This is a genomic window from Paenibacillus sp. OSY-SE (assembly GCF_000283315.1).
GTDB classification, from domain to species: Bacteria; Bacillota; Bacilli; order Paenibacillales; family Paenibacillaceae; genus Paenibacillus_B; species Paenibacillus_B profundus.
In genome coordinates this window covers 137,056-160,814 of record NZ_ALKF01000195.1, presented here as the reverse complement: position 1 = coordinate 160,814, position 23,759 = coordinate 137,056, and the positions used below count along the sequence as shown (strand labels likewise).

21 protein-coding genes are annotated in these 23,759 nt (G+C 48.3%); 2 read left to right on the top strand and 19 right to left on the bottom strand.

The features are described from left to right. Window positions 1-38 precede the first annotated feature (38 nt). Both A372_RS36615 and A372_RS0122815 read right to left on the bottom strand, forming a co-directional pair. Window positions 39-1,372 (bottom strand): IS3 family transposase gene (locus A372_RS36615; protein ID WP_237728584.1). Its coding sequence is split into 2 segments (ribosomal slippage): window positions 39-985 and window positions 985-1,372, totalling 1,335 coding nucleotides; the frame shifts between segments, so codons are not numbered across the junction. 138 nt (window positions 1,373-1,510) lie between these two features. Continuing rightward, window positions 1,511-3,139, bottom strand: coding sequence for a M28 family peptidase (locus tag A372_RS0122815; RefSeq protein ID WP_019423227.1), 1,629 nt, complete (start codon window positions 3,137-3,139; stop codon window positions 1,511-1,513). A 343-nt stretch (window positions 3,140-3,482) separates the two neighbouring features. Between A372_RS0122815 and A372_RS0122805 the strand changes: the two genes are divergently transcribed. Beyond that, window positions 3,483-4,349 carry a YitT family protein gene (locus A372_RS0122805; protein ID WP_026011239.1) on the top strand — a complete coding sequence of 289 codons (867 nt, stop codon included), beginning with the start codon at window positions 3,483-3,485 and terminating at the stop codon, window positions 4,347-4,349. Between the two features lie 47 nt (window positions 4,350-4,396). Here A372_RS0122805 and A372_RS0122800 read toward each other — a convergent pair whose 3' ends face one another. The 6 genes from A372_RS0122800 to A372_RS35610 form a co-directional block, all read right to left on the bottom strand. Next, complete coding sequence (locus A372_RS0122800) at window positions 4,397-5,638, bottom strand: MFS transporter (RefSeq protein WP_026011238.1); 1,242 nt, start codon at window positions 5,636-5,638, stop codon at window positions 4,397-4,399. Window positions 5,639-5,954: 316 nt separating this feature from the next. Next, window positions 5,955-7,580, bottom strand: coding sequence for a DUF4179 domain-containing protein (locus A372_RS0122795; protein ID WP_019423223.1), 1,626 nt, complete (start codon window positions 7,578-7,580; stop codon window positions 5,955-5,957). Beyond that, on the bottom strand, window positions 7,577-8,128 hold the full coding sequence (locus A372_RS0122790) for a sigma-70 family RNA polymerase sigma factor (protein ID WP_036705041.1): 552 nt from the start codon (window positions 8,126-8,128) through the stop codon (window positions 7,577-7,579). Before A372_RS0122790 ends, A372_RS0122795 begins: the two co-directional genes overlap by 4 nt. A gap of 613 nt (window positions 8,129-8,741) precedes the next feature. Continuing rightward, the gene (locus tag A372_RS0122785) at window positions 8,742-9,164 is read right to left on the bottom strand and encodes a hypothetical protein (protein WP_019423221.1); all 423 of its coding nucleotides are present in this window, start codon (window positions 9,162-9,164) and stop codon (window positions 8,742-8,744) included. Window positions 9,165-9,278: 114 nt separating this feature from the next. After that, window positions 9,279-9,821 (bottom strand): SMI1/KNR4 family protein, encoded by a 543-nt coding sequence (locus tag A372_RS0122780; RefSeq protein WP_019423220.1) that lies wholly within the window; start codon window positions 9,819-9,821, stop codon window positions 9,279-9,281. Between the two features lie 62 nt (window positions 9,822-9,883). Continuing rightward, window positions 9,884-10,900, bottom strand: a complete 1,017-nt coding sequence (locus tag A372_RS35610; protein WP_019423219.1) for an HNH endonuclease signature motif containing protein — start codon at window positions 10,898-10,900, stop codon at window positions 9,884-9,886. 215 nt (window positions 10,901-11,115) lie between these two features. On the opposite strand from A372_RS35610, the gene A372_RS0122770 reads away from it, so the two are divergent. Next, window positions 11,116-11,934, top strand: a complete 819-nt coding sequence (locus A372_RS0122770) for an undecaprenyl-diphosphate phosphatase (RefSeq protein WP_192813630.1) — start codon at window positions 11,116-11,118, stop codon at window positions 11,932-11,934. Between the two features lie 64 nt (window positions 11,935-11,998). Here A372_RS0122770 and A372_RS34585 read toward each other — a convergent pair whose 3' ends face one another. The 11 genes from A372_RS34585 to spoVAD all read right to left on the bottom strand — a co-directional run bounded on the left by A372_RS34585 (window position 11,999) and on the right by spoVAD (window position 23,719). Continuing rightward, complete coding sequence (locus tag A372_RS34585; protein ID WP_019423217.1) at window positions 11,999-12,691, bottom strand: VOC family protein; 693 nt, start codon at window positions 12,689-12,691, stop codon at window positions 11,999-12,001. Between the two features lie 262 nt (window positions 12,692-12,953). Further along, window positions 12,954-13,580 carry an FMN-dependent NADH-azoreductase gene (locus A372_RS0122755; protein WP_019423215.1) on the bottom strand — a complete coding sequence of 209 codons (627 nt, stop codon included), beginning with the start codon at window positions 13,578-13,580 and terminating at the stop codon, window positions 12,954-12,956. A gap of 197 nt (window positions 13,581-13,777) precedes the next feature. After that, window positions 13,778-14,425, bottom strand: coding sequence for a response regulator (locus A372_RS0122750; protein WP_019423214.1), 648 nt, complete (start codon window positions 14,423-14,425; stop codon window positions 13,778-13,780). Beyond that, window positions 14,415-16,079, bottom strand: coding sequence for a GAF domain-containing sensor histidine kinase (locus A372_RS0122745; protein ID WP_019423213.1), 1,665 nt, complete (start codon window positions 16,077-16,079; stop codon window positions 14,415-14,417). Before A372_RS0122745 ends, A372_RS0122750 begins: the two co-directional genes overlap by 11 nt. A 113-nt stretch (window positions 16,080-16,192) precedes the next feature. Beyond that, complete coding sequence (locus A372_RS0122740) at window positions 16,193-16,465, bottom strand: barstar family protein (RefSeq protein WP_019423212.1); 273 nt, start codon at window positions 16,463-16,465, stop codon at window positions 16,193-16,195. 29 nt (window positions 16,466-16,494) lie between these two features. Further along, on the bottom strand, window positions 16,495-16,869 hold the full coding sequence (locus A372_RS0122735) for a ribonuclease domain-containing protein (RefSeq protein ID WP_443146846.1): 375 nt from the start codon (window positions 16,867-16,869) through the stop codon (window positions 16,495-16,497). 167 nt (window positions 16,870-17,036) lie between these two features. Next, window positions 17,037-18,800 carry an ABC transporter substrate-binding protein gene (locus A372_RS0122730; protein ID WP_019423210.1) on the bottom strand — a complete coding sequence of 588 codons (1,764 nt, stop codon included), beginning with the start codon at window positions 18,798-18,800 and terminating at the stop codon, window positions 17,037-17,039. A gap of 754 nt (window positions 18,801-19,554) precedes the next feature. Beyond that, complete coding sequence (gene corA, locus A372_RS0122720; RefSeq protein ID WP_026011236.1) at window positions 19,555-20,508, bottom strand: magnesium/cobalt transporter CorA; 954 nt, start codon at window positions 20,506-20,508, stop codon at window positions 19,555-19,557. 107 nt (window positions 20,509-20,615) lie between these two features. Beyond that, window positions 20,616-20,996, bottom strand: a complete 381-nt coding sequence (locus tag A372_RS0122715; protein WP_019423208.1) for a YmaF family protein — start codon at window positions 20,994-20,996, stop codon at window positions 20,616-20,618. A 61-nt stretch (window positions 20,997-21,057) separates the two neighbouring features. Next, window positions 21,058-22,647 carry an alkaline phosphatase family protein gene (locus A372_RS0122710; RefSeq protein WP_019423207.1) on the bottom strand — a complete coding sequence of 530 codons (1,590 nt, stop codon included), beginning with the start codon at window positions 22,645-22,647 and terminating at the stop codon, window positions 21,058-21,060. A 64-nt stretch (window positions 22,648-22,711) separates the two neighbouring features. Then, the gene (gene spoVAD / locus A372_RS0122705) at window positions 22,712-23,719 is read right to left on the bottom strand and encodes a stage V sporulation protein AD (protein WP_019423206.1); all 1,008 of its coding nucleotides are present in this window, start codon (window positions 23,717-23,719) and stop codon (window positions 22,712-22,714) included. Window positions 23,720-23,759: the final 40 nt, after the last annotated feature.

Genomic DNA, 23,759 nt, shown 5'->3' with positions numbered 1-23,759 from the left:
TAAACTGTACCCTTTGTAAAGGACAAATGTAAAAAAGGCTACGCTGCCCTGAGAAGATGATCCCTGTATTGAATGGGGGTCATCTTCTTTAAGTTCCATTGATATCTGTAGTGGTTGTAGTAGGTCATATAGTCCTTAATCTCTCGTCTAAGCTCTTCCATAGTAGTGCAGGGTTTGATGGAGGCCTCGTCTTTGAAATGGCCGAAAAAGGATTCTTGGGGTGCGTTATCCCAACAGTTCCCCCGTCTGGACATCGATTGCCCCAAACCCATTTGCTTAACCAGCTTTTGAAAATCAGGATGTGTGTAATGGGTCCCTTGATCAGAATGAATAAAGGCACCTTCCGCCTTTTTAAACCTTCGATTTTTCTTCAGGTTCAGAAGGGTCTCTGTCGCAAGGTCCATGGTGATTCGATCCGACACATGATAAGCCACGATTTCATTGGTTGAACTGTCCTTGATCGTTGACAAATAGGCTTTCCTGCCTGTGCCGTAATATAAATAGGTGATATCCGTCAGTAATACCTTACCGGGGATGTCCTGCTTAAACTCCCTGTTCAACAGGTTAGGCACAACGCGGTGCTCCTGTGTTGCCTTCATCATCCGTTTATAGGGGTTTGCCTTGCGGAAAGGACACATAATGTCGTATTTCTTCATAATTCTCCTGATCCGTTTCAAATTGTAGACAATCTGAAACTGCCCCTCCAGTGTCATCTTTATGGAACGGGCTCCTTTCTTGCGTCTTTTGAAACGGAAGGCCTTTAGTATAATTTCTTTTACTTGTTCATCTTTCTGTTCTCTTTGGTTCCGCATCTTCACGGATGCGGAAGACCAGTACCTGTAATAGCCGCTTCTAGAGATCCCGGCCATCTTACATAAGTAGTTCAACATCCGGTGAAGGTGATATTTCTTGATAACAGTGCGGATTAGGATATATTTCTTACAAGGCGGCAATTCTACTTGTCTTTCAACCCCCATCCCGCAAAACGGATCTTTTTTAATAGCTCGTTCTCCGCTTTCAATAAGGTGTTTTGCGCTTCGAGCCTGGCATTCTTCTCCTCCAGTGTCAGTTCCCTTGAGGATGGCCTTCCTGATGATTGGCCTCTTGCATCTTGCAGACCCAGGACACCGCTCTCCCTGTAGCACGCACGCCATCTTTTGCCCGAGGATTGTACCCTTTTCAGTCCAATCACATTGACGTCAAACCCGCATTCTTCAAATATTTCTCTCGGCAACTTGCCTTTTTGATTGGATGCAATAAAGAGTTGTTTGAATTCGTCAGTATAGGTGATTCCTCTGGATGTCACTGACTTAACATAAGGATTTTGGGAAAGCTTTTCGATTTCTTTCTCTGAAAATGTCTTTTTACTCATTACGTTCACCCTGTCCCATTTATTTCGTTAAACAAAAAATACCCTATAGAGAGACTTTTTTAAAGTGTCTACTCTACAGGGTACAGTTTAAATATCATGGGCTTCTTCTTTGCCGAATTGTTCGCGGTGTCATTCTCATCAACCAGATATTATTGAATAGTCGGCACGATGCTCTGGTGGCCTAACAGATATGAATCTCAACATCATTGGGTGCAGGAGCGCAAAGAGAATCGAACATAACGCCGCACATACGATATTACTGGAAAGCGGCATCGCCGTAAACAGGAGATGAAACAGACTCGTAAACAGCGTAATCGGCAATATAGCGCATAAAATAATGGCCCACGCCCGATTCAACATGCCCGCCGGATGTTTCCGTCTCATTGCGCATCCGACAACGATAGCATGAACATAGAGCGGCAAGGCGAACAAATAGCTTGCTCCCGGAAGGAACCAGGTCGTGCCGACGAGCAGCAGGATAAAGAACAGCATGCCTGACAGAACCATTTCCATCTCGTTCACTCTACGCTTAAAAAATCGCGTAACTATCAGGTACACGAATAAGGCCAGCAGCACTATCCCGATATTATAGAACGTTGGATTGACTGCTGGCGCAGGGCTTCCCTGCTCCGGTTTCAATATTCCTAATACATCAATGACCTTATAATAAATATAGGCTGCAGCCAGCGACAATAGGATGCCCGCCACTATGGCCAGCAGACCGGATGCGACCCCTTTAAGCGAGACCGTCTCTTTACGGATATAGAAAATGAGCGAAAATACCCACATCGCGCATAGTAGCAGCGTCAATGGCAGCACCATTGACTGTGGATAATGAATCAGCATACCGAACCAATTGAAATAGACCCGATTAGCGGACGCCACATCACTCAAATCCACATTTCCAAAATGCTTGGCGGCAGCCAGCGCATTATCCCCGTGGTGCTGCAGCGTGGCTAGAGATACATATTCAGGCGTATCCAGCGGGCTATGATACTTATCCCACCCATCCGCATGGGCGAAGTTCAATCCAGGGATGCCTGCCTTCAGCGACACCGTCAAATCAGTGTCATTCGGCATCGTCTTATAAATCTCCCCGACCAGCGAATTGCTGACCGGTGCAGGAGCGAATGAGGCAAACTCGGAAATGAGCGTACCGTTGTCGTTGCTCGTCTGGAACATGATAGCCGGTCCTTTCGAGCCTCGTGCTTCGAAGTTGGCCACGAGTCCGATAGTTTCACGGTAATTCCCCTCATTCCAGAACGCTGTCGCACCAAGCAATCCCGGCTCCTCGCCATCCGTCAACACGAACCACACATCGTTGGCAAGCTGCGGCCCTGCCTGCAGGGCACGTGCCGTTTCCAGCAAAGCGGCGACGCCGACAGCGTCATCGTTCGCTCCCGGACCTAAGGGAGTCGAGTCATAGTGCGCGGTCAGCATAAGCACTTTACCTCCCTGCGAACCTTTCAGGACGCCTATGATGTTGTGCAAATCGAATGATTCCGTAATGTCATTCCGTTTTATGGTCCATGGATAAGAATCAACCTTCGGCTCTAGTCCAAGCTCTTCCATCTGCTGCAGCAAATATTGCCTCACTTTCTCATTTTCCGCTGAACCGACGGGGTGAGGGTGCTGTGCGATCACTTCAACATGCTTGAATGCTCTCTCCGCTGAAAATTCATGTCCCTCGGCATCTGCCCCTTTCGTTGCCGGCGGGCTCTCCCACCATAGAGTGAGCGAAATGAGCAGCAGGATGATAATCGCCAACGCGAAGGAACTCCAGCCCCTTGATCCTATTTTTTTCGTAGTTCGAACCGAATGAACCAAGACATAACCCCCCTCTTTTTATACAAGCACCCTATCCATACTTGGCTTCCAATCTGGAAAAGGTTCATTCTGCGCTTAATATAGTACGCGACCATGCTGCAAAGCATCCTATGAACAACGATCAGAATCAGCCACAGCAATGCGTTGACAAAACACTAGCAGCACGATTGCACCGTTTATAATGAAAAGACTGTTTGTACTGTAAATAGGGAAATGCTATTATAGAACTACTTTTTGCGAAAAGTGAGCTTCATACATACTAATAAAGAAAGGATTTTATCGTATGGCCAGAACACATAAGAAGTTAACTATCCTAGATTTCTTGAAGAGGTTTATTTTTATTACCGCAGGCGCTGTATTAATGGGGGTCGCGCTTGAATTATTCCTCGTGCCGAACAATGTTATCGACGGCGGAATTACAGGTATTTCCATCGTCATCTCCAAAGTGACAAATCTGCCCCTCGGGCTATTCATTTTTATCATCAATCTCCCGTTCCTCATCATCGGATACAAGCAGATCGGCAAGACCTTTGCCTTTTCCACCTTGTACGGTATCGTGGTCATGTCGGGAACGACCTTGTGGCTGCATCATGCCGATGCATTTACGAATGAGAAGATATTGGCCGTCCTGTTCGGCGGCTTGATCCTAGGTCTTGGTGTCGGTCTCGTGCTTCGCTTCGGCGGCTCGCTTGACGGAACTGAAATTGTGGCCATTCTCTTCTCGAAGAAAACCCGAGTGCCTGTCGGGCAAATTATTTTGTTCATCAACGTATTTATCTTCATCGTCGCAGGATTCGTGTTCAAATGGGATTCGGCGATGTATTCCATATTCACGTTCTACATTGCCTCCAAGGTCATGGACGTTGTCGTTGAGGGCTTGAACGAATCCAAATCGGTTACGATTATATCTTCCGAGTACGAAGAAGTATCGCAAGCGATTCTGGATCGTCTGGGACGCAGCACGACGTTCCTCTACGGCAGAGGCGGCTACAGCAAGGAGGATACGCAGATTATATACTGCGTCGTCACGCGTCTGGAGTTGGCTAAGCTGAAAGCGATTGTGCAAGAGATCGATGAGAAGGCGTTCATCGCGATTGAGAGTGTATCCGACGTGCTCGGCGGCAACTTCCAGAAGAACAGCATTCATTAATGAAAGAAAAGGCAGGCGCCCGTGACGAGCGCCTGCCTTTTTGATGTTTACCGCTTGCGCAGCACCCGGGCGAACACGGCCAGAATCGGCGACAGCAGCACAGCCGCAACCACGAGCGAAGCCCGGACGGAGATGCGGTTCCCCACCCAACCGACCAACGGACCGCCTGCCGCTTGGCCGAGCGCGTCCGACTGACTAATCATCGACAAGACGGTGGCGCGGGACTTGTTCTCAATGTTCATGTTCAGCCAAGTATTATATATCGGTTCTTTGAGCGTGCGAATCACACCGATCGCAAGCAGCGATCCGAGCGCCCAGGCGAAGCTCGGCGAGAAGGCGAACGACAGGATGGCGGCGATATGTGCCGCAGTGAGCACGAACATGCCATAGAAGACCGATCGCTCGTTGCTCATATCCAGCCGCTTCTCCGTGGCACGAACGGCCAACATTCCGATGATCGTTGTCAGGACGGAGATGAGGCCGAACCACATCGCCATGGAAGACAGTACGCCTTGCGGGAATCCGATATCGGTAATGAGATGCGCCTCCCACAGCCGGTCGTAACCTTCGGACGCCGCGCCGCTGAACAGCGTGACGGCAACGATCATCAGCAGCACCGGATGACGGCGCACGACCTTCGCGCCCGTCACCCAAGTCGTCTTCATCTCATGCCAGTGCGTGGAATGAGCGGTACGCTCCGGACGGACAAACTTCGTCTCCTTCATGAATAACATCAAAAAAACGCCAAGTCCCAAATAGAACAGACCCGCGGCCACAAACGGGAGATTGGGCGCCACCGTAGACAGCCCGACACTCAGTGCGATACCAAGCAAGGTCGCGATCAACGATACCCGCTTCGCCCGCATGAACAAATGCCCGACGTTCTTCTCACCGACTTCATCGACGATCCAGGCCATATCAGCCCCGCTGATGAAGGTCCAGCCGAAGCCGCTTACAAATTCCGCAACCAAAATCCACATAAACACCGAAATGAACGGGGTCAGCGCGCCGATCCATTGCACGCTGCCTTCCAACACAAATCCGGCGCCAAGCACGAACATACCGATGATGACCGATAACCGACGGCTGTACGTATCGGCGACGACGCCGGTGACACCTTCGAAGATGAGTGCGGTACACTCCATTACCGTTCCCATCATGACAAGCTGGAACGGGTTCAACCCAAGCTCCGCGATTAAATAAATCCCATAGGTCGTAGACATCGTGGAGATGGCAAGGGCCGTCATAGACATCATAATCATATACACTTGTGACGCGCGTAAGTTCATCTCAATCAGTTCCGCCTTTCCGGCAGACGGCACGTCACATGAGGCATACGCAGCTTCCTTAATACCTGCATGCGCGCATACGCGCGTGCCGTTCTACCGCTCGTTTTTTTCTAATCTCCGTTCGTTGATTTGCGATTACGTTGTAGCTTTGCCGCATAATCTGAACACCTCCAAAATTAAGTAATTCCATTATAACTACGCACCCATCCATAAAGATACAGTGAATCTTGTCCGCACCTGAATGATAACACCAAAAACACCGGCAGTGCCGTACTGCCGGTGCGTCACTCACAGTATGTTATATCGGTGCAAAATATTACTTTCCCTCTTCCTGTTTCATTCCAGACGAAGGCGGAACTTCAATAGGGAACGACCACGCGTCGTCCTCGTAGTAATACCGTGTCGTAATGACAGGAGCGAGAAGCTGCAACTCCTCGTTCTCCCACTTCTCTTCATAGCCTTTTATTCTTAGCTCATACTTCAGTGGAATCTTGCCCGTATTTCTTACCGCTTCTCTAATTTCGTACTCGTTGGTCTTCGTCCCGACGGAAATAAAGTTCGCTTTCAATTCCGAGCCTTGCGCGAGAACCCAATGGGCAACGCGATAGAGCGGCGCCGGCATTACTCCTTCGATAACCATGACGGCGTTGGTTTGGCTTGGATTGCGCAGATCCGGTTCCAGCTTGAACGAGCTCAACATGAATTCCGTTCCGCCCGCTTTCAGCTTGACAGGCCCCTTGCGTACGTCGGCCGGACGGAACGTCAACGACAGATCCGACAGTTCGTTATGCTCCTCGTAATCAAGGCGGAACGTCAGCTTTTGACCTTGCGGCCAACGGCCGAGCTGCGCGCTTGACGTGCTTGTATCGTTGACGACCGCGCCCGACTCGTCCACAAGCTGCCACATGAAGGTGCGTTGGTTCAATTCGTACATGTTGCGCTCATCCTTCTGCAACTCGTTCCAAAACAGCGGCTTCACCCGATATTTTCGCTGTTCCGCTTCCTCTGTCAATTGGTGGGACAGCCCTAGTTGCGTCTTCGTCGGCGTCAAGACCAGATTGCGCACATTGATGCTCAAGCCTTGCGGAGTCGTATAGGAACGATCGATTGGAATTCGGATTGTCGCTTCCGTGCTTTTCGCGAACGAGAACGGAACGCTTACTTGCCAATGCCCTTCTACCTTCGGGTTCGGCTCCTTATCCAGACCTTCGATAAAGGGAACCCCTTCTCGCCTTCCGCCCACTTCAAGGATATCCATATGAAGGGTCAGTTGTTTATGTTCTAGCCCGTACGGCAGCTTAAAATTGATATACGAAATGGTCGTATCCGACGTGCCGCCACCGACCGAGTCAACTTCATATTCATTACCGTCTTCATCCGTCACGTATAGCCTGTTGCGTTTGCCATCTATCTGGAGCATAGGTTCGTACACCTTGCCGTCTCTCATAATTTGATAGGCAACGTATACGCGCGGCGAATCGGGAAGAATTTCGTGAATGGACAACGTGATTCGTTGATCGGTGTCGCTGCCCTCCACCCGTTCCGAGAACCCCATTTCTGCCGCATGATCCACATTTACATAATATCCATACCCGAACAGCGACTTCAACATTTCCGCGAATGTCGGCGAAGCCGCCGCGCCAACAGTGACGGTGAATGCTATGCCGGCCGCAATCAGCCCGACGCGCTTATGTCTCCTTCTCCGGCGTTGTGACGCATCTTCCAAGGCGAGAATTTCTTGCATGACGTTATCCGTGAACCCTTCGGATACCGCGGCTTCCGGCATGTCTTGCCCGATGTCCCACTCATTCGCCTCATCATCCGACTCTAACAACGCGGCGCATGACAAGCATGAATCGGCGTGCTGCTCCACAGTGGCCAGCTCCCTCTTCGTAAGCGGGCGTTCCTCATCCATCAGCCGATGAAAGTCCGTGCAATTCAAGCGAATCCCCCCTCTTGAACGAGCATGTCTCTCATTTTCTTTTTCGCTCGGTGCAGATGTACCTGTACCGTCGTCACTGGCACGCTCAACGCGTCGGCGATTTCCTTGTAGCTCATGTCCATATTGTAACGCATGAATAGCACGGTCCGATATGGAGCCGTCAAGCGATTCATCGCCTCATTCACTTGCTGTCTCTTCTCTTCCTGCAGCACTATATCCTCCGGCGTCGGCTCTACGGCTACGAGCGTCTCCTGAAGCTCCGTCCACTGCCTGTTCTTCTGTGTGCGCCATTGCGACACGCTCAGATTGACGGCAATCCGGTAGAGCCAAGCCGAGAATGAGCGCTCCGGATCATACTTCTTCAGGTGCTTATAGGCGTTGACGAACGCAGTCTGTGCGATGTCTTCCGCATCGGCCTGCGAATTGCCCATGCTGACGAGCAGCGCGCATAGCCTTCCTTTATATTTGTTTACAAGGTGGGCGTAACTGTACGTATGACCGGCCAATACTTGAGACACCCACTCCTGATCTTCGTTAACCACTCGCATCCTCCATCTCTGTCTATAGTGCGAATTAATGTAATAATCTATCATTGCTGATTCAGTCCGTCTCTATCTATTTTCTCATTCAATCATGTGACATCCGATTCATCAATTCATCCCCGATCCTTCTGCTGCATATTGAAGTTCCACTACTTATACGAAAGGGCGGTCGATTATCTTACATCATATACGAAAAAATATTTTAAAAAAAAGAAATGCCAGCGAGTCAAATGACATCACCAGCATCTAATAGAGACGATTCAACCTCAGGTTCCGCGCAATCTGCATATTGACATTGACATGAGAGAAATACGTCTTATCTCTTGCCATATTATGATGAATCGGGCGCGTGCGACAAACCAATGCGTAACATGACTCGCTCCAGAAGTATAAGCCTGCTGTGCTTCCTCATATGTGGCTGCGCATCTCCTCTAAACCTACGTGGTCAATGAATGAGTTACAGCCGTTAGAGGATAACTCCTTTTTCAGCTCGACAGATATAATCGCATAAAAAAAACCGTGCGATTAAGCACGGTTGAGACCATTTGCATAAAAGAGCTATTATAATAAACGGGATCGCTGTTTTCAGAACTCATAAAGCACCCTTGGTGCTAAATTATTACTTCGTAATGTATACTTTCTGATTATTCGTATTATAGTACCATACACTCAGTTTATAATCACGGTCGTTGGAGTTTTTATCGAATTTTTTAGTGGATATTCTGAAATAATAGTTTTTTCCGGCGATAAAATTGGAATAGATACCTATATCCCCTTGGTCGAGCGTTTTTTTACTAGAACTCCCCTCGTATAATTGAACTTTATATACAGAAGTTGAAGGGCCATGTAATTGGAAATAAAGGGTTTTTCCGATAATTTCATAGGGGTTAAAGTTCAGTTTGTCATAATCGCCGCTCGAAGTTAGTACTCCGAAAAAATTACCATCTTTGAGGTCGAAATTGAATTCTTTAGCAAAAACACTTGTTCCTAAGGAGAAAAATACAGCAAAAACCATCAGTAATACAAATAGCTTTTTTCTCATTTCTGCGTTCCTCCTAAACAATTAGTGAATACACACCAAGGGCACTTTATAAGTTCTATAAGCGAACCCTGAAAAATAACACAGATGATAACTCTCATATACAGTTAAATTGGTTTATATATCTATGTGCTTGCTCTCGTTCCATAGCCAGAAACGTTCTCCTTGAGCAACAATTAATCGATCAAGCCAAGTAGTAAAATCAATTTCCATTGAGATGATATTGCCTACTGAAACGTTAATCATACAGCGGTTCTCGCCATCCTTAACTTTTTTGCTATCAATAAAAAAATATTCCCCATATCCGCTATATTCCCCAATCATCACCCATTCGGGCGGATATGTTCTCAAATATCCGTCTCCTTTGGCATAATCTTCGTAGTATTCATTTATTTCATTTACACTGTAAAGTTCTACTCTGCTTTCATCCATTTTATTGCAAAATAAAGAAGCTCCATCTGAAACTAACAAAAACTCTATAAAATCTCTAGGAAGCCTCCACCCGCTATTTTCTTGCAAAGTATTGATTTTATCTTTATTAGCAGGCTGCCTCCAGGAGAAATAGGTCATATATAATTCTCCGCCCGCATGCTGCACTTTTAGAGTGCTGTTTTCACATAGTCTGTCTTTTAATGATCCACAAATACTTCCAATCGACATATAATCCTCCAAATGTTGTGATGATAGGGCGTGATTTTAGTGTTTTCACTCTCGTCCTCATATTAATATGACGACCACCAAGGTGTCACTACTTTTCGGTGAAAATCATAGGGTAACGGTATAAGATTATCATAAATATTGGTGCCGCCATAATTACACGGTCTAATGTGATGAATTTCATACTTAACCCTGCCTAGATTATCTACCCATGTTATACTGCCATAACTAGTGTCATAATAGTCTCTGTACTTTATTCTCTCTGTCGGCGTTAAACCGCAACCTATGTTCCCTTTCGTCCAAGTTGTAGAAGCAGGTTTTGTTAGCACCAGCTTTGAATTATTATCGGTATATTCAGGATACTTTACACCCTTTTTATTTAAGAGGAAAGGGCCTTCAGTTCCAGAAGCCGCCAGATTCGAAGCGTCTTTAAAATTAGCATAAGCTGTGGCGTCAGACTTCCAGTAAAATGTGGTATTGATTCTGGTGACTATATTAACATCCTCACGAATTTTCACAGTTTCAATTTTTTTAGCAAATTCAGCATAAATAGTACCGTCAGTACTTTGGTATACGGAGCTATTTATTGTATAATCTTTCGGAAAACTACAACAGCCTAATGCTGAAGTTACAGCGGCAGAATGGACAAAATCGGCTTCGGTTGTATTTGGATTTCCTATAAAATCTGTAATTTTCAATGTATAAAATACCAGATTTAATGGTTTTTCTGTATCCGAGGGACCATTGTCTAAAATAAGTTGATCAATATCAATCGTCTTATTTGTATCCGTATCTAAACCGACAAGGACGTAGGTTTCCGCCAATAATTCTACATTGTCGTAGCTGGCCTGCTGCTGACCCGGAAGATTGATTTCATTCAGACTACTTTCATCTCCTATGTAACCTCGCCTTTGGAGCTCCGAAATCTTTTCTTTAATTTCATCGAGATTGGATGTAACTTCCGGATTACTTTCATAAGTTAAATCCGTGTCGTAGTCCTCGTTCTGTGCTTGGACCGGGGTGCCAACAAACATGGTGAGTAATAAAGCAACAAATAAAACAAGTGACATAACTCTTTTCAACCCATCAACCTCCTATTTTGCACATGCTCCAAACAATTTCCTGATTCATAATATTGTAATGATATTATTTTTATTCCATTATTTTGTATTCGATGTTAGACTGTTAGTCCAACGGCTACCATCTCCGTTCAAAAACCTATATAATACAAATGTTATATCTCTAAGTTAGAAGGACAGGCTGGAAATGGGAGAGTGAAATTTTGAATTGGTGGGAAATGTTTGTCGGCTTTATACTGGGACTTGTAGAAGGCTTGACTGAATTTGCTCCGGTCTCTTCGACTGGACACATGATCTTAGTGGATGATTTTTTGCTGCACTCCAAGGAACTATTCACTCCTTCGATTGCGAACACCTTTAAGGTTGTCATCCAATTGGGCTCCATCCTGGCGGTCGTCGTCGTGTTCTGGGATCGATTCATGCATCTCTTGGGCTTGAAGAAAGGGCCGGTACACCCGGAACTTGGCAGAGGACGCCGGCTGAAACTGACGCAGGTTATCGTCGGGTTGATTCCGGCGGCAGTCCTCGGGCTCCTCTTCGAAAACTATATCGATGAATATTTGTTCTCTATCCAGACGGTGCTCATCGGTCTGGTGCTCGGAGCCATTTTGATGTTAGCGGCGGACTGGTTCCGCCCGAGCAAGCCATCCGCGAAGACGGTCGACCAGATCACGTACAAGCAAGCATTAGGTATCGGTCTGTTTCAATGTTTGGGCCTGTGGCCGGGATTTTCCCGCTCCGGATCGACCATTTCGGGAGGCGTTCTATTAGGCATGAGCCACCGCGCGGCAGCCGACTTCACCTTCATTATGGCCGTACCGGTCATGGCGGGCGCGAGCGGCTTGTCGCTGCTGAAGCATTGGAAGGATTTCACCGTTGATGCGCTGCCGTTCTTCATTATCGGATTCATCAGCGCCTTCATCTTCGCATTAATCTCGATCCGCTTCTTCCTGAAGCTGATTAACAAGGTGAAGCTGGTTCCGTTCGCGGTGTACCGCCTCGTGTTGGCCGCTGTTATCTATTTCGTGTTCTTGTAATCGTACAGACAGCCTTTGATCCTCGCGATCAAAGGCTGTTTTGCTTCTATTCCGGTTCCATTTTTCAATCTTGTCTAATCATCCGATACGGATATTGCAGAAACTGAGCATCATCGCGGACAGAGTCGCGCAACACAATTTCTATCGGATGGATCGCTGCGTACTTGTCGGTGCCGAACCATTTCCGCTGCGTAGAACATAGAATCAACAGCCCTTCCTCATTGCCTAGTGGCGCAAAGAGCGGATAGGCCGCTATGTACACGTCAGCCCCATAGCGCTCCTTCAGGACTGCTGCCGCTTCTGGCACATCCTCGACCGGCAGGCCGATCTCACTGATGCATTGAATGTCCGGCACACCGAACGAAGCGGATTCGCCTGCTTCTCTGTCCTGACCATTATGCCGCGCAATGAATTCGATAAGGTTGCCTGCGGGGTCGTAGAGATATACGGCATGCGCATTCCAGTGCGATAAGTGCTGAATATCTTTCCCTTCTATACAGTTGATAGCCGCCTGTTTCCGTTTCAGCCATTCCACGCATTGCTCTATTTTACTCTCAGTTATGTTGAATGCGAAATGATAAAACGGACGTCCAGCCTCAGCCTCGTTATTGTGTACGAAGGTAAGCTGTGAGGCACCTGCTTGAAACGTGATGCCTCCCCCGTGTTCATGCATAATTGGCAGTCCTAGCACTTGGGAATAGAACCTCTTGATATTCTGCAAGTCGCTCGTATGCAACCTGATTTCTTGTATTTTCATGGCAATGTCCTCCTCTTTAATATGAAATGGATGTTCAGGAGCACCGACCGCATTCGGACGGTACTCCTCATGCTCTTCTTGCTCGACTTACATATGCCGCTGATGAAGATACAGCACATCGATTTCGGCCGACGCAAGGATTGGATTGTTCCCAATCAACATGTCCCTGTATTTCCACAGCCATATCCATGCTCTCGGGTTAGGCTCTACCATCATTATTTTCAGCTTTGTGCGCCCCCCTTCTATGCGCGCTTCCTGATCTCTAAAAAGCGATTGCTGCTTTCGATGCCGCCTCGATGCCCATTTCAATGATGCGTTGCTGCTGCTCTGGATATTGATTATGTCCTTCGACGATAACGGTGACGATATCATCGATACCGAACAGCTTCAGATTATGCTTCATGAAGCGCACCGCCATCTCCTCTTCAACGGCCGGACCACTGGAATAGACGCCTCCTCGCGCATGCAAAAGGGCGACCTTCTTGTTATGCATGAGCCCGATCGCTCCGTTCGGTGTATAACGGTACGTCGTTCCCGGCTGATTCAAGTAATCCATATACGTGTGCAGCACAGTCGGAACCGTCGTATTCCACATCGGGAAAGCGAATATGACCTTATCCGCCGCGACGAATTGGTTTAGATAGCGCATGATTAGGTTGACGTTATTTCGTTCCGTTGGCGACAGTATTTCGTCCTTCCGGAGCTTGTACATGCCGTTCATCATGTCATTGTTATAGTAAGGCAGTTCCTCGGCATATAAATCCAGCTCAGTGATGCGATCAGACGGGTTTGTTTTCTGGTAGCATTCCAAAAACGCATGATACAGTTTTACGCTGACGGACTGTTCAACGGAACGGCAATTGGCTTTCACGAACAATACTTGATTCATTTGACTTTCTCCCTTGCGTTCAATTTCCCAGAGCGGATTATGCCGGGTTATGGTATTACAGCGGAATTGCATATCGTCCTGTAACGTTAGCATAACAGGTCCCGGAGCGGGTTCGCGTCGGCGGGCAGACGGACACCGGCATACCAAAAAAGCCCGATCTTTGATCGGACTTTTCTACGACTTTAGTTGTAGTTGAACTATTCTGCTAAGCCCTTTTTCACTGCAAATATCGCCGCTTGCGTGCGGGCGGACATTCCCAGCTTGCCAAGCAAATTACTTACATGCGTCTTGACGGTCTTCTCCGTGATATGGATATCAGCGGCGATCTCCTTGTTGCTCTTGCCCAGCGAGATCAGGTGCAGCACTTCCTTCTCACGATGCGTAAGCGACTCCAGATTAGGTTCGTTGTCTTCCGGCTCCGGACGACAGGCCAAGTGCGACATCAACTGCTCGGTCACGCCCGGATGAAGCTGAACTTGGCCTTGATGCACGCCGACGATGGCCTGCACGAGTTCATCCGGCATAATATCCTTCATTAAATAGCCGTTGGCTCCGGCTTGAATGGCCGGAACGACGTGATCTTTATCGAAATAAGACGTCAATACTAGCACTTTCGTGTCCGGAAGATGCTGCCGGATGTGCCGTGTCGCTTCGATTCCATTCATCTGAGGCAGCATCAAATCCATGACGACGACATCCGGCTTCAACGTTTCCGACATTCGTATTGCATCAATCCCATTCAACGCTTCGCCGATCACCTCGATATCTCGCTGCATCCTTAAGAAGAAGCGGAGCCCGCGCAGCACCACCGTATGATCATCCACAAGCAATACCTTAATCGCCATATCGATTCCCTTCCTTCTTCAAAGGCAGCATAACCCGTATAAGGGTCCCCCGGCGGGAGCCGCTCTCCATACTGAACATGCCTCCGTACGCTTCCGCCCGCTCGCGCATGCCGATAATGCCTACCCCTGCGCTCTGCTGCAGCTCGGACGCGACGATGCCAGCCCCTTCATCCGTAATTTCTAGCGCAACCTGCCCGCCTTCCATATATAGACGCATATGTGCCGTGTTCGTCCGTGCATGCTTGCGCACATTATTAAGCGCTTCTTGCCCGATGCGGAATAACGTCTCCTCCAAATAGCGGGGCAACTCCAGCATGATCTCGGAGTGAGCGATCACCAGCACGCCCTGCGTCTTGCCGTACCGGATCAGCCCCGTAAGAAGGCCCTCCTCCAACCCGGCGGGGCGCAGCTGCCAGATGAGCGAACGCATCTCGCATACCGCATCCTTCGTCAGCTCTTGCATTTCCGTCAGAGCGGACAGAATGGACTCCCCTTGGAAGCCGGGTAAGGAGGCTGGAACCGACATCAAGCTCTCCATCCCTCGCGTCGTCAATTGCAGGGCGAACAGCTTCTGGGATACCGAATCGTGCAAATCCCGGGCCAATCGGTTGCGTTCCTGCCACATAAGCAAATGGAGCTGCTGTTCATGATACTGTGCTGTCTCATAGGCGCGGGACATATGCTCAGCCACCAACTGAAGCATTTCCATCATCACGGCATCGATATGCTTCTGTTCCGCACTGCCCGCGTGGATGACGCCAATCGGCTTATCCCGCAGGAGGACGGGTACGGCTGCTTGCGAAGCCATATACCGGTATGAGCTGGGGCGCTCATCAGAACGGTCATGGAACTCGTTCCAGACATGAGGCTTGCTCTCTGCATATGCGGTCCAGATTGGACCCAATGCCGTTGAGCCCGAACGCTGGACCCGCCGCGACATCTTTCCGTTCTCCAGCTTGATATGCCGGGACAGCTTGCCGCCCTCCGCAATATATACGGCTGCAGCCGGACACCCTAGGTGCTCCCCGACGGCGCGTACGACGATTTCCGGAATCTGCTTCACATCGACCACGCCTCCCAGACTAAGCGACAAACCGCTCAACCGATTCAATAGCTCAGCCCGCTTCAGGCGGGATTGATAGAGCAAAGTTCGTTCGATCGCGGTTCCGATCTGATAGGCGACCGACTGCAGCAGCATCAATTCTTTGGCATGGAACTGTTCCTTGCCGGGCGCAGCCACATTCAGAATTCCGTATAGCCGTTCTCCTGAGTGAAGCGGGATGGTGGCATGATGCGTAATGCCTTCGGTATCGCCCCACCGATATTTCACGGCATCCTCTAACCGTTTGCAATTGAGCGTATTGTCCGCTTGCAGAATCTTTCCCTTCCGGTACCGGTCAATGCACCAGCACGAGCCATGCTTCATATGATACTTGCCATCCGCATCCAGCGCCGGCGGAAGCTGGTAATCAGCCGCCAGCGTATAATCTGACTTCTCCTCAATGAGAAAAATCCATCCAGCTTTGAGCCCCGTAATTTCCACCAAAGTGCGCAATACATTATTCAATAACGCCGGAAGCTCCCTCGAACGGTTAATCGTTTCAGCTATCATCTTGAAGGCCTGAAGTTCATCAATGGCAATCTCGCTGCCCATATTCGCTCCCTCCGTCTGCAATCTTTTTTATTTATAACCATTATAAACAAAAAATAGGGTATTCGCTCGTCGGTTTCGACGAACAAATACCCCGCTTTACGGGACACAGCCTATTATTCTACGAGCAGTTGAAACCCTGCTAATTCTTCCTCAGCCTCACGGAACAGATCCAGCAGTTGGTGGCTATAGTCTCCCAGATGGATCTCGCTCTGTTCGAAGTGAGTCCATTGAATCATAAGCGGAAGCTCAATCCACCCGGTCAGACAGTCCCACAACGCATCAAGATTGCAGCCGTAATAATCCGGAAGCTCCAGCTTCTCCTTCAATGCGTCGTGCAGCTGATCACGGGTCTCATAGTGATGGCCATCCAAAATAATGGTGCGCATTCCCAACCCTCCTCTCTGCTGCTCTTCATTCAATTCATCGGTTCAAACGTCTCATAATGATTTTCCGTCTTATATATGAGGCCGTCACTGGAATATAAAATGCGGTCCTTCCCCCGAAAGCCAGACTCATAGTTGATGTCGGCTTCGTACCAGACCCGGCCCTTCTTCTTCGGCAGCTTCCCTTCCCGATTGCGGAACACATCTCCGCCGATGCTCTTCCCCGGGGCCATCTCATGCAAATTGCCTTTCTTCGCTTGCCACCCGAGCGCTTCGGCTTCCTTCTTCGTAATGAAGCTTTCCGGCAACGCCTGATGGGCCTTGATATAGTCCGCTACCTCCTGAAACCCGGTTAATGGCTGCGTGTCCGATATAGGTGCAACGGAAGGACTGCAGCCGGCCAGCACCAATAACGTAAGCAGCAGCAGACACAAGGACTTCAACCACTTCAAGTTGGTTTCCCCCTATCTCTGACGATTTCACCGTACTATCTTACCATCTTTTCGCCAGCACATCACGATCACACAAAAAGAGAACCCTCCGACAAAGTCGAGAGAGTTCTGTTCAATTATTGCTATTGAATTTGAATCTTGGCTAGATCATACGTAAAGTTGCGGTATGGCGACATGTCAAAGCCTTGAATGCGCGCGTTCGTACCAAACATATCGCGGCGCTGATACATGAAAATGTAAGGCAAATCTTCATTCAGTTCTTGATACAGCTCTTTGAAGATTGGTTTGCGTTTCTCGACGTCAATTTCCTTACCTGCTTTCGTAAACAATTCGTCGACTTTTGGGTTGGAATAACCGACATCATTCTGTGAGCCGCCCGTCTTGAACACGTTCTCGCCGGTTTGCGGATCCGGCGTCAATTGCCATGCCATGAACAGCATGTCAAAATCGCCCTTTTTCCGCTTTTCGACGACGGCATTGAAGTCCATCATTTCAGCGTTGAACTCGATGCCGAGTTCTTTGTAATTGGCTTGCGCGATCGGAATGATGGCGTCATTGACCGGATTTGGCGTCGTCGCCGTGAAGTTGATTTTGAATTTCTTACCATCCTTCTCACGAAGGCCGTCCGCTCCGACCTTCCAGCCGGCTTCATCCAGCAATTGCTTTGCTTTATCAAGGTCAAAGTTATAATGAGTCACTTCATCTGTATAAGACCAAGATACTTTAGACTGCGGTACATCGATGACTTCCGCATAGCCTTGATAGATGGCATCAACGATTTCTTGACGGTTCAAGCCGTATGTCAACGCTTGACGGACTCTCTTATCTTTGAATTGATCGCGGTTATGGTTAAACGTAATATATCCATATCCGTTAGTCGGGAACAGCGTAACATCGAGAAAGCCCATTTCTTTCAATTGTTCCACCTGATCTTTGTTTACGCTAATATCGTCCATGTCCGTCTCGCCCGTTTGCAGCAGTTGGACGTTTGTTTCTTCTGTCGTAAATTTGTAAATCATATTTTCGATCTTTGGTTTGCCTTCGAAATACAGCTCATTCGCTGCGAACACTGCTTCCTGTCCGGCTACGAACTTAACCAGCTTGTAGGGGCCGGAACCGAGCGGCAAAGTGAACAGATCTCTCATATAGCCGAGGCTGCCTTGCTTATAATCTTTTCCATAATATGCTTTTGGCATGACACCTACACCACCGATGGTGGAAAATGCCAATGCGCTGATTTCGGTTGTCGTTATTTCAATCGTTTTCGGGTCAATAACTTTGATGCCTTCAATTGAGGTTGCTTTGCCGTCTTTATATTCCTGACCGCCTTTGATGCGGGCATGGGCAATGACGTCGGTAGGACCGTCGTAGGATTTGTCATGCAGCAGCGTGATGGAGAAGGCCACGTCTTCAGCGGTTAACGGCGTGCCGTCGCTGAACTTGACCCCGTCTTTGAGCTTGAATATATATCTCAGCTTGTCTTCCGAAACTTCGTAGCTTTCCGCCAAATCTTCGGAATACGTGCCGTCCTGGTTTATTTTGAGCAAGGAATTAAACACTGCGGAGGTCATATAATTGTCATACACGTTCTCCGCAAAAATTGGATTGATGATGCCGGACGGAGCGGTCATTCCAACGATAATCATATCTTTGCGGTTTTTTGCGGCTTCCGGAGATTTTGCCGGGTCCGAAGCTTTGATAACGCCTTCAGAGACAATATCGCTATCCGCGCCTTGCTCCTTGTCATTGCCTTCTTCCTTCGGCTGTTCGGCTGCTTGCTCATTCGGCTTGTCGCCGGATCCCACATTGCTTCCGCCGCCGCATGCGGACAGGACTAATGTCAATGACAGAAGCAAGCACATGATGGTACTGAATTTCTTTTTCAATAGATTCTCCCCCTGCGAAAAAATAATCTTTCTTATGTTAAATAAATTATGCACATAGGATGGGTATAGCTGATATACATAACGTTCGTAACATAGATGCAGGGCATATTAATAGAACATTGGTCAAGTGAGATTCTATGAAGTTCATTACCAAAATAAGGTATCCAGTTTGAGGCGTTCAATAATTATCCATAATATTACTTTAAAATTTTTCATTTGTAAATCCCTATATTTATTCTAAAAGAATGAATTTCATGCATAAGAATCCGCCTGTAATCACCACACTTGATATACATTATATGGTTATTAATTTGTGGGATGACACCGTATTGCCGCGGCTTTTCATTGCACACAAACGAATAAAAAATGCCCAGCCAAATCGGCTGAGCATATGCAGTGTAATAGACTTATTGAATTTGAATGGTAGGCAGAATGTAAGTGAAGTCTCGATAAGGAGACATGTCAAAACCTTGAATGCGTGCGTTCGTCGCCCACATATCACGGCACTTGTACATGAACATATACGGTAAATCTTCATTCAATTCTTTATACAGTTCTTTAATAGATCGGTTTGCGTTTTTCGATGTCAATTTCCGCTCTTGCTTTTTGGAACAATTCGCCTACCTTCGGATTGCTGTATCCATTTTCGTTTTGTGAACCGCCCGTTTTAAATGCACTCTCAGAGGTTTGCTTTTAATATATTAATGCCATTAATATTTAATCGTATTATTTCTATTAATAGTCTATATGGGCATTACACTTTGAACCAGCCTTTTCTCCGAAACCACAAGTACATCCCCACACCGATTAGAACCATCACTATCAATACGATAAAGTATCCGTAATGTGATTTCAGCTCTGGCATGAATTCAAAGTTCATCCCGTATACACCAGCGATAAACGTTAACGGAATAAAAATGGAAGAAATAATCGTGAGCGTCATCATGATGCTATTCATCCGATTGGAGTTAAAAGAAGTGTAACTGTCACGTATATCTGCCGTCATTTCCCGATTGGATTCGATCAATTCAGACAGACGCAGCAAATGATCGTGAATGTCGACAAAATAGACATGGTGCTCTTTAAAAGCAGCCAGCCGCTCAGAATTCAAAATACGGTACAGTAAATCACGCATCGTATTTATCGTCCGCCGAAGCTTCAGCAAATCTCCGCGGATGTCGAACAGTTCGTCCATCAATCGATTCCCGTTCGCTCTCTTCAGATTGTCATCCAGCTTATCGACAGCTTCTTCGATCAGATACACGGCAGGGAAATATTGATCCACCAGTTTATCCATGACGAGATAGGCGATATAGACGGGCCCTTTTGCCCATATCGCTTCATTCACTGATATTTTCTCCCACACCTCTTCAAGCTCCTCCGATTGCTGCAGGTGAAAGGAGACAACATAGTTGCCCCCGACAAATAAATCAACTTCTTCCGCATCCAAAGTCCGTTGGTTTAAAGCATGAAGCACAAAAAAATTGTAATCTCCGTAATAATCCATCTTCGGGCGCTGCAGAAAGTGAAGACAGTCTTCAATCGCTAACGGATGAAAATGAAAAACACGGTCCAATAAGGCTGCTTCTTCATGGCTTGGACTATCGAAATCAACCCAATACCATTCGATATCCGCAGCTCTCAATCGTTCGAGCGGCAAATTATGCAGCAGTGTGGCGTCCTTCGTCAGCGCGAGTGTACGAATCAATGCAGTTCCATTCCTCTCTATTCCCATCTTGATGAATCCATTGTACACGCTGCACGTGAAAAATGAAAAAGGCAGGAACACTCCTGCCCGGACCACCCGATTTTCATTTACTCTTCGTTGCCTGTGCGCCCGCTGTAGGCATGACTATGCGGAATCATGCCGTTAACCGTCGTGACACCCTCGAACAAATGGTAGTGTCCTCCACCTGGAAGCGGGACGGCTGGGTCGGTCACTCCCTGGATAATATGAGTATGGCCATCATCGAACGAAGTAACAGTGTAGTATTCGTGCATGTGAGGGACTCCGCTCGGCGCAGGCGCTGTCGTACCGGCATATTGATGACGATGACCGACATCAACTGACGTCTGCCCTGCAAACTTATGGGTATGGACAGGTCTTCCGTTCCATGACGTGATATACAAACCGTGCGAATGATGTCCGGACCCATCTTCCGAATGAACGACGAACCCGGTAACCGGTATTTCCATTACGTTACACATCCTTCTACTCAGATCAGTAACGTATTATATGTGCGATTGTAATAGTTGGTTAATGACCTAGTTCGTTCATGATCCATCGTTTCACATCCACAAGTCGGAATATATCCGGACGAGTCTCCGAGCCGCTGATGAGGAGCGGAACGTGTGAATCCTGCTTATGTAGCGAACCATGTCCGGCGCCGCCGCTATGAGTTGGCGAGCTCTCTCCAATGAATTCACTGCCCGGCGCGGCTGTGACGATGACGAAATTGCCTTCGTGCGAAGAAAGCGCGCTATGAAGCCGCATGAGCGCATCGGGATAATCGCCGTACTCTAGCCTCTTATCCGATTTCCGCAGTGACATGTCGAGGAGCCCTATATCACCTCGTATGTTCCATGTTTGCCCGTGTCTGTCACGAACGTTTCCATTCGGCCGATAAGTTAGTTCTTGTTCGTTACGTCCGGATCGAACAAGAATGTCTCCGCCTTCCCGCCATGCAATCACATCAATCCGTTTCTCTTGCTGCAAGCGGCGGACTGCTTCTGCTTTTGCTACTTTCGAATCGTTGATATACACATAGGCCATCCGTTCATTCACGGCGAGCACGATCTGATCCTGCTTCGTGACGGGCTTGCTCAATGCGGCGATGCGATACGAATTCAGCACCTGCCTCAAATCGATGATGGAACGCTCGCGTTCCCGTTCGATATAGGTCTGGCCGCTGTCTCCGGCAATGATCCACACGTTGTCTTTCATGGCCGCATCCCAAGAACCGAACGCTTGAAATACCCGCTGCAGTTGCTTGTCCGCCCGTTCGATGCCACGCGTCTCCGCTGGCCCTTTACGGTGAACATCATGATCATTGTTCGGCAAATAAACGAGGGTAAATGACGGAAGACGATCTTGCTCAATCAAATAGATGAGCTCGTCAGCCGAGAATTCATCGTTCAGACCATAGCTTTGCCATGCATGAGTATTCCGCACATCGTCCGGCTTCAGTCTGGACAGAACGCCCAGAGAGAACCATTTCGGCGCTAACGTTTTCAGGTCCCGTGGCAATGAGGTGCTGTCCGCGAACGCGGCTGGCACCTTCAGACGATGTTCTGTCGTTCCCCGATACACCATTCCGTTGATAGACGCCGTCTCTATTCCTCTTGCGGCCAACTCTTCATGTATCGTCTTGACTTGCTTATTCAGGTGAACGTTGTTCAACCGGTACAAGCTGTTTTTGAACACATCGCCCACACCCAGCTTCAACGTCTCCCACAGCGCAGTCCCATAGCTGATTAGTCTGCCTTCTCGTGAATTGTACCAGACGAGACCGGGCACGTGATGCCCATCCGGACCGGATCCGGTTAGTATCGTGCTGTCAATCGTCACGGACATCGTCGGAAACGTGCTGACCACATCGGGTTTGTAATGACCTCGATCAATCAGAAATTTTAATGCTGGAGCTTGTCCATTCCGAATCGCTTCCTGCAGCGGCTTATCCATCATCGAATCGAGGATGACGAGGATGACACGTTTGGTTGATGCTGCGGGCTGAACCGACTTGATACGGGGTTGTGCACCTTGCTGAATCTCCCCTTTCTGGCAGGCAGACGGCACAATGCTTATGAACAGCAACAGCATGATCAAGATCCAGCGTCCCCGATTCATCGTATTTCCCCCCTTTTACCGCCTAGATTAGGCGGATTTCGTGATGATTCGTACTCGTCCCTCTCTAATCCATCTCGATCGACACGGCATGTGCGATGCAAGGAATGCTCTCCCCTTGCTGGTAAGAGAGCGGCGATAACAAGGCGCCTGTCGCAACGATCAACACCCGCTTCAGCTCCCCCTTGTTCATCCGTTTCAAAATGTGTCCATACGTCACCACGGCCGAGCATGCGCTTCCACTTCCACCGGCCTGCACGGCTTGCTTCTCGATATCGAACACCATCAGCCCGCAATCGTTAAATGTCGTGTTGTCGATATATATTTTTGTTTTCTTTAATAAATCTTTCACAATCGGATGACCGACAGACGCCAAGTCGCCTGTAACGATTAGGTCGTAATCCTCAGGCTTCCGCCCCGTGTCATGAAAATGCGTGCGAATCGTATCCGCAGCAGCCGGCGCCATCGCTCCTCCCATATTGAACGGGTCTTTCAAGCCCATGTCCATCACTTTGCCAATCGTCGCCGAGGTCACTCTCGGGCCTGTTCCCCGGCTTGAGATGACGGCGGCTCCCGCTCCGGTCACTGTAAACTGCGCAGTCGGCGGCTTCTGCGCTCCATATTCCGTAGGATATCGGAACTGTTTCTCCACCGTACAGTTGTGGCTGCAGGTGGCTGCCAGCGCGTAATCCGCATTGCCTGAGTCGATGAGAAGCGCAGCAAGTGCGAGCGACTCCATCGATGTGGAGCAAGCGCCAAATACTCCGATAAAGGGCATATTGAGGGAACGAGCGGCAAAGCTGTTGCTGATGATCTGATTGAGCAAATCTCCGCCGATGAAATAATCGATATGATTGGCGGTCAGGTTCGCCTTCGTGATGGCCATGTGCGTCGCTTGTTCCAATAGCTTACGTTCCGCCTTTTCCCATGTTTGCTCCTGTAAATCCAGCTGTTCATGTATCAGATCGAAATCGGTCGCGAGCGGCCCCTGTCCCTCTTCCGGGCCGACGATAGCCGACGTCCCGATAATGACGGGCGGATGTTGAAACTTCCACGTTTGCTGTCCTTTAAGCATGTCAGCACCCCTTCATGCAAAATGTATGCAGTATATAATT

Bases quoted from the DNA above. Each gene is read 5' to 3' on its own strand.
- A372_RS0122710 (WP_019423207.1), bottom strand. From the start codon at position 22,647: ATGAATCGGGGACGCTGGATCTTGATCATGCTGTTGCTGTTCATAAGC.
- A372_RS0122755 (WP_019423215.1), bottom strand. From the start codon at position 13,580: ATGAATCAAGTATTGTTCGTGAAAGCCAATTGCCGTTCCGTTGAACAG.
- A372_RS0122800 (WP_026011238.1), bottom strand. From the start codon at position 5,638: ATGAACTTACGCGCGTCACAAGTGTATATGATTATGATGTCTATGACG.
- A372_RS0122805 (WP_026011239.1), top strand. From the start codon at position 3,483: ATGGCCAGAACACATAAGAAGTTAACTATCCTAGATTTCTTGAAGAGG.
- A372_RS0122770 (WP_192813630.1), top strand. From the start codon at position 11,116: ATGTTTGTCGGCTTTATACTGGGACTTGTAGAAGGCTTGACTGAATTT.
- A372_RS0122780 (WP_019423220.1), bottom strand. From the start codon at position 9,821: ATGTCGATTGGAAGTATTTGTGGATCATTAAAAGACAGACTATGTGAA.
- A372_RS0122740 (WP_019423212.1), bottom strand. From the start codon at position 16,465: ATGCGCACCATTATTTTGGATGGCCATCACTATGAGACCCGTGATCAG.
- A372_RS0122785 (WP_019423221.1), bottom strand. From the start codon at position 9,164: ATGAGAAAAAAGCTATTTGTATTACTGATGGTTTTTGCTGTATTTTTC.
- A372_RS0122715 (WP_019423208.1), bottom strand. From the start codon at position 20,996: ATGGAAATACCGGTTACCGGGTTCGTCGTTCATTCGGAAGATGGGTCC.
- A372_RS34585 (WP_019423217.1), bottom strand. From the start codon at position 12,691: ATGAAAATACAAGAAATCAGGTTGCATACGAGCGACTTGCAGAATATC.
- A372_RS0122790 (WP_036705041.1), bottom strand. From the start codon at position 8,128: ATGCGAGTGGTTAACGAAGATCAGGAGTGGGTGTCTCAAGTATTGGCC.
- A372_RS0122750 (WP_019423214.1), bottom strand. From the start codon at position 14,425: ATGGCGATTAAGGTATTGCTTGTGGATGATCATACGGTGGTGCTGCGC.
- spoVAD (WP_019423206.1), bottom strand. From the start codon at position 23,719: ATGCTTAAAGGACAGCAAACGTGGAAGTTTCAACATCCGCCCGTCATT.
- A372_RS0122745 (WP_019423213.1), bottom strand. From the start codon at position 16,079: ATGGGCAGCGAGATTGCCATTGATGAACTTCAGGCCTTCAAGATGATA.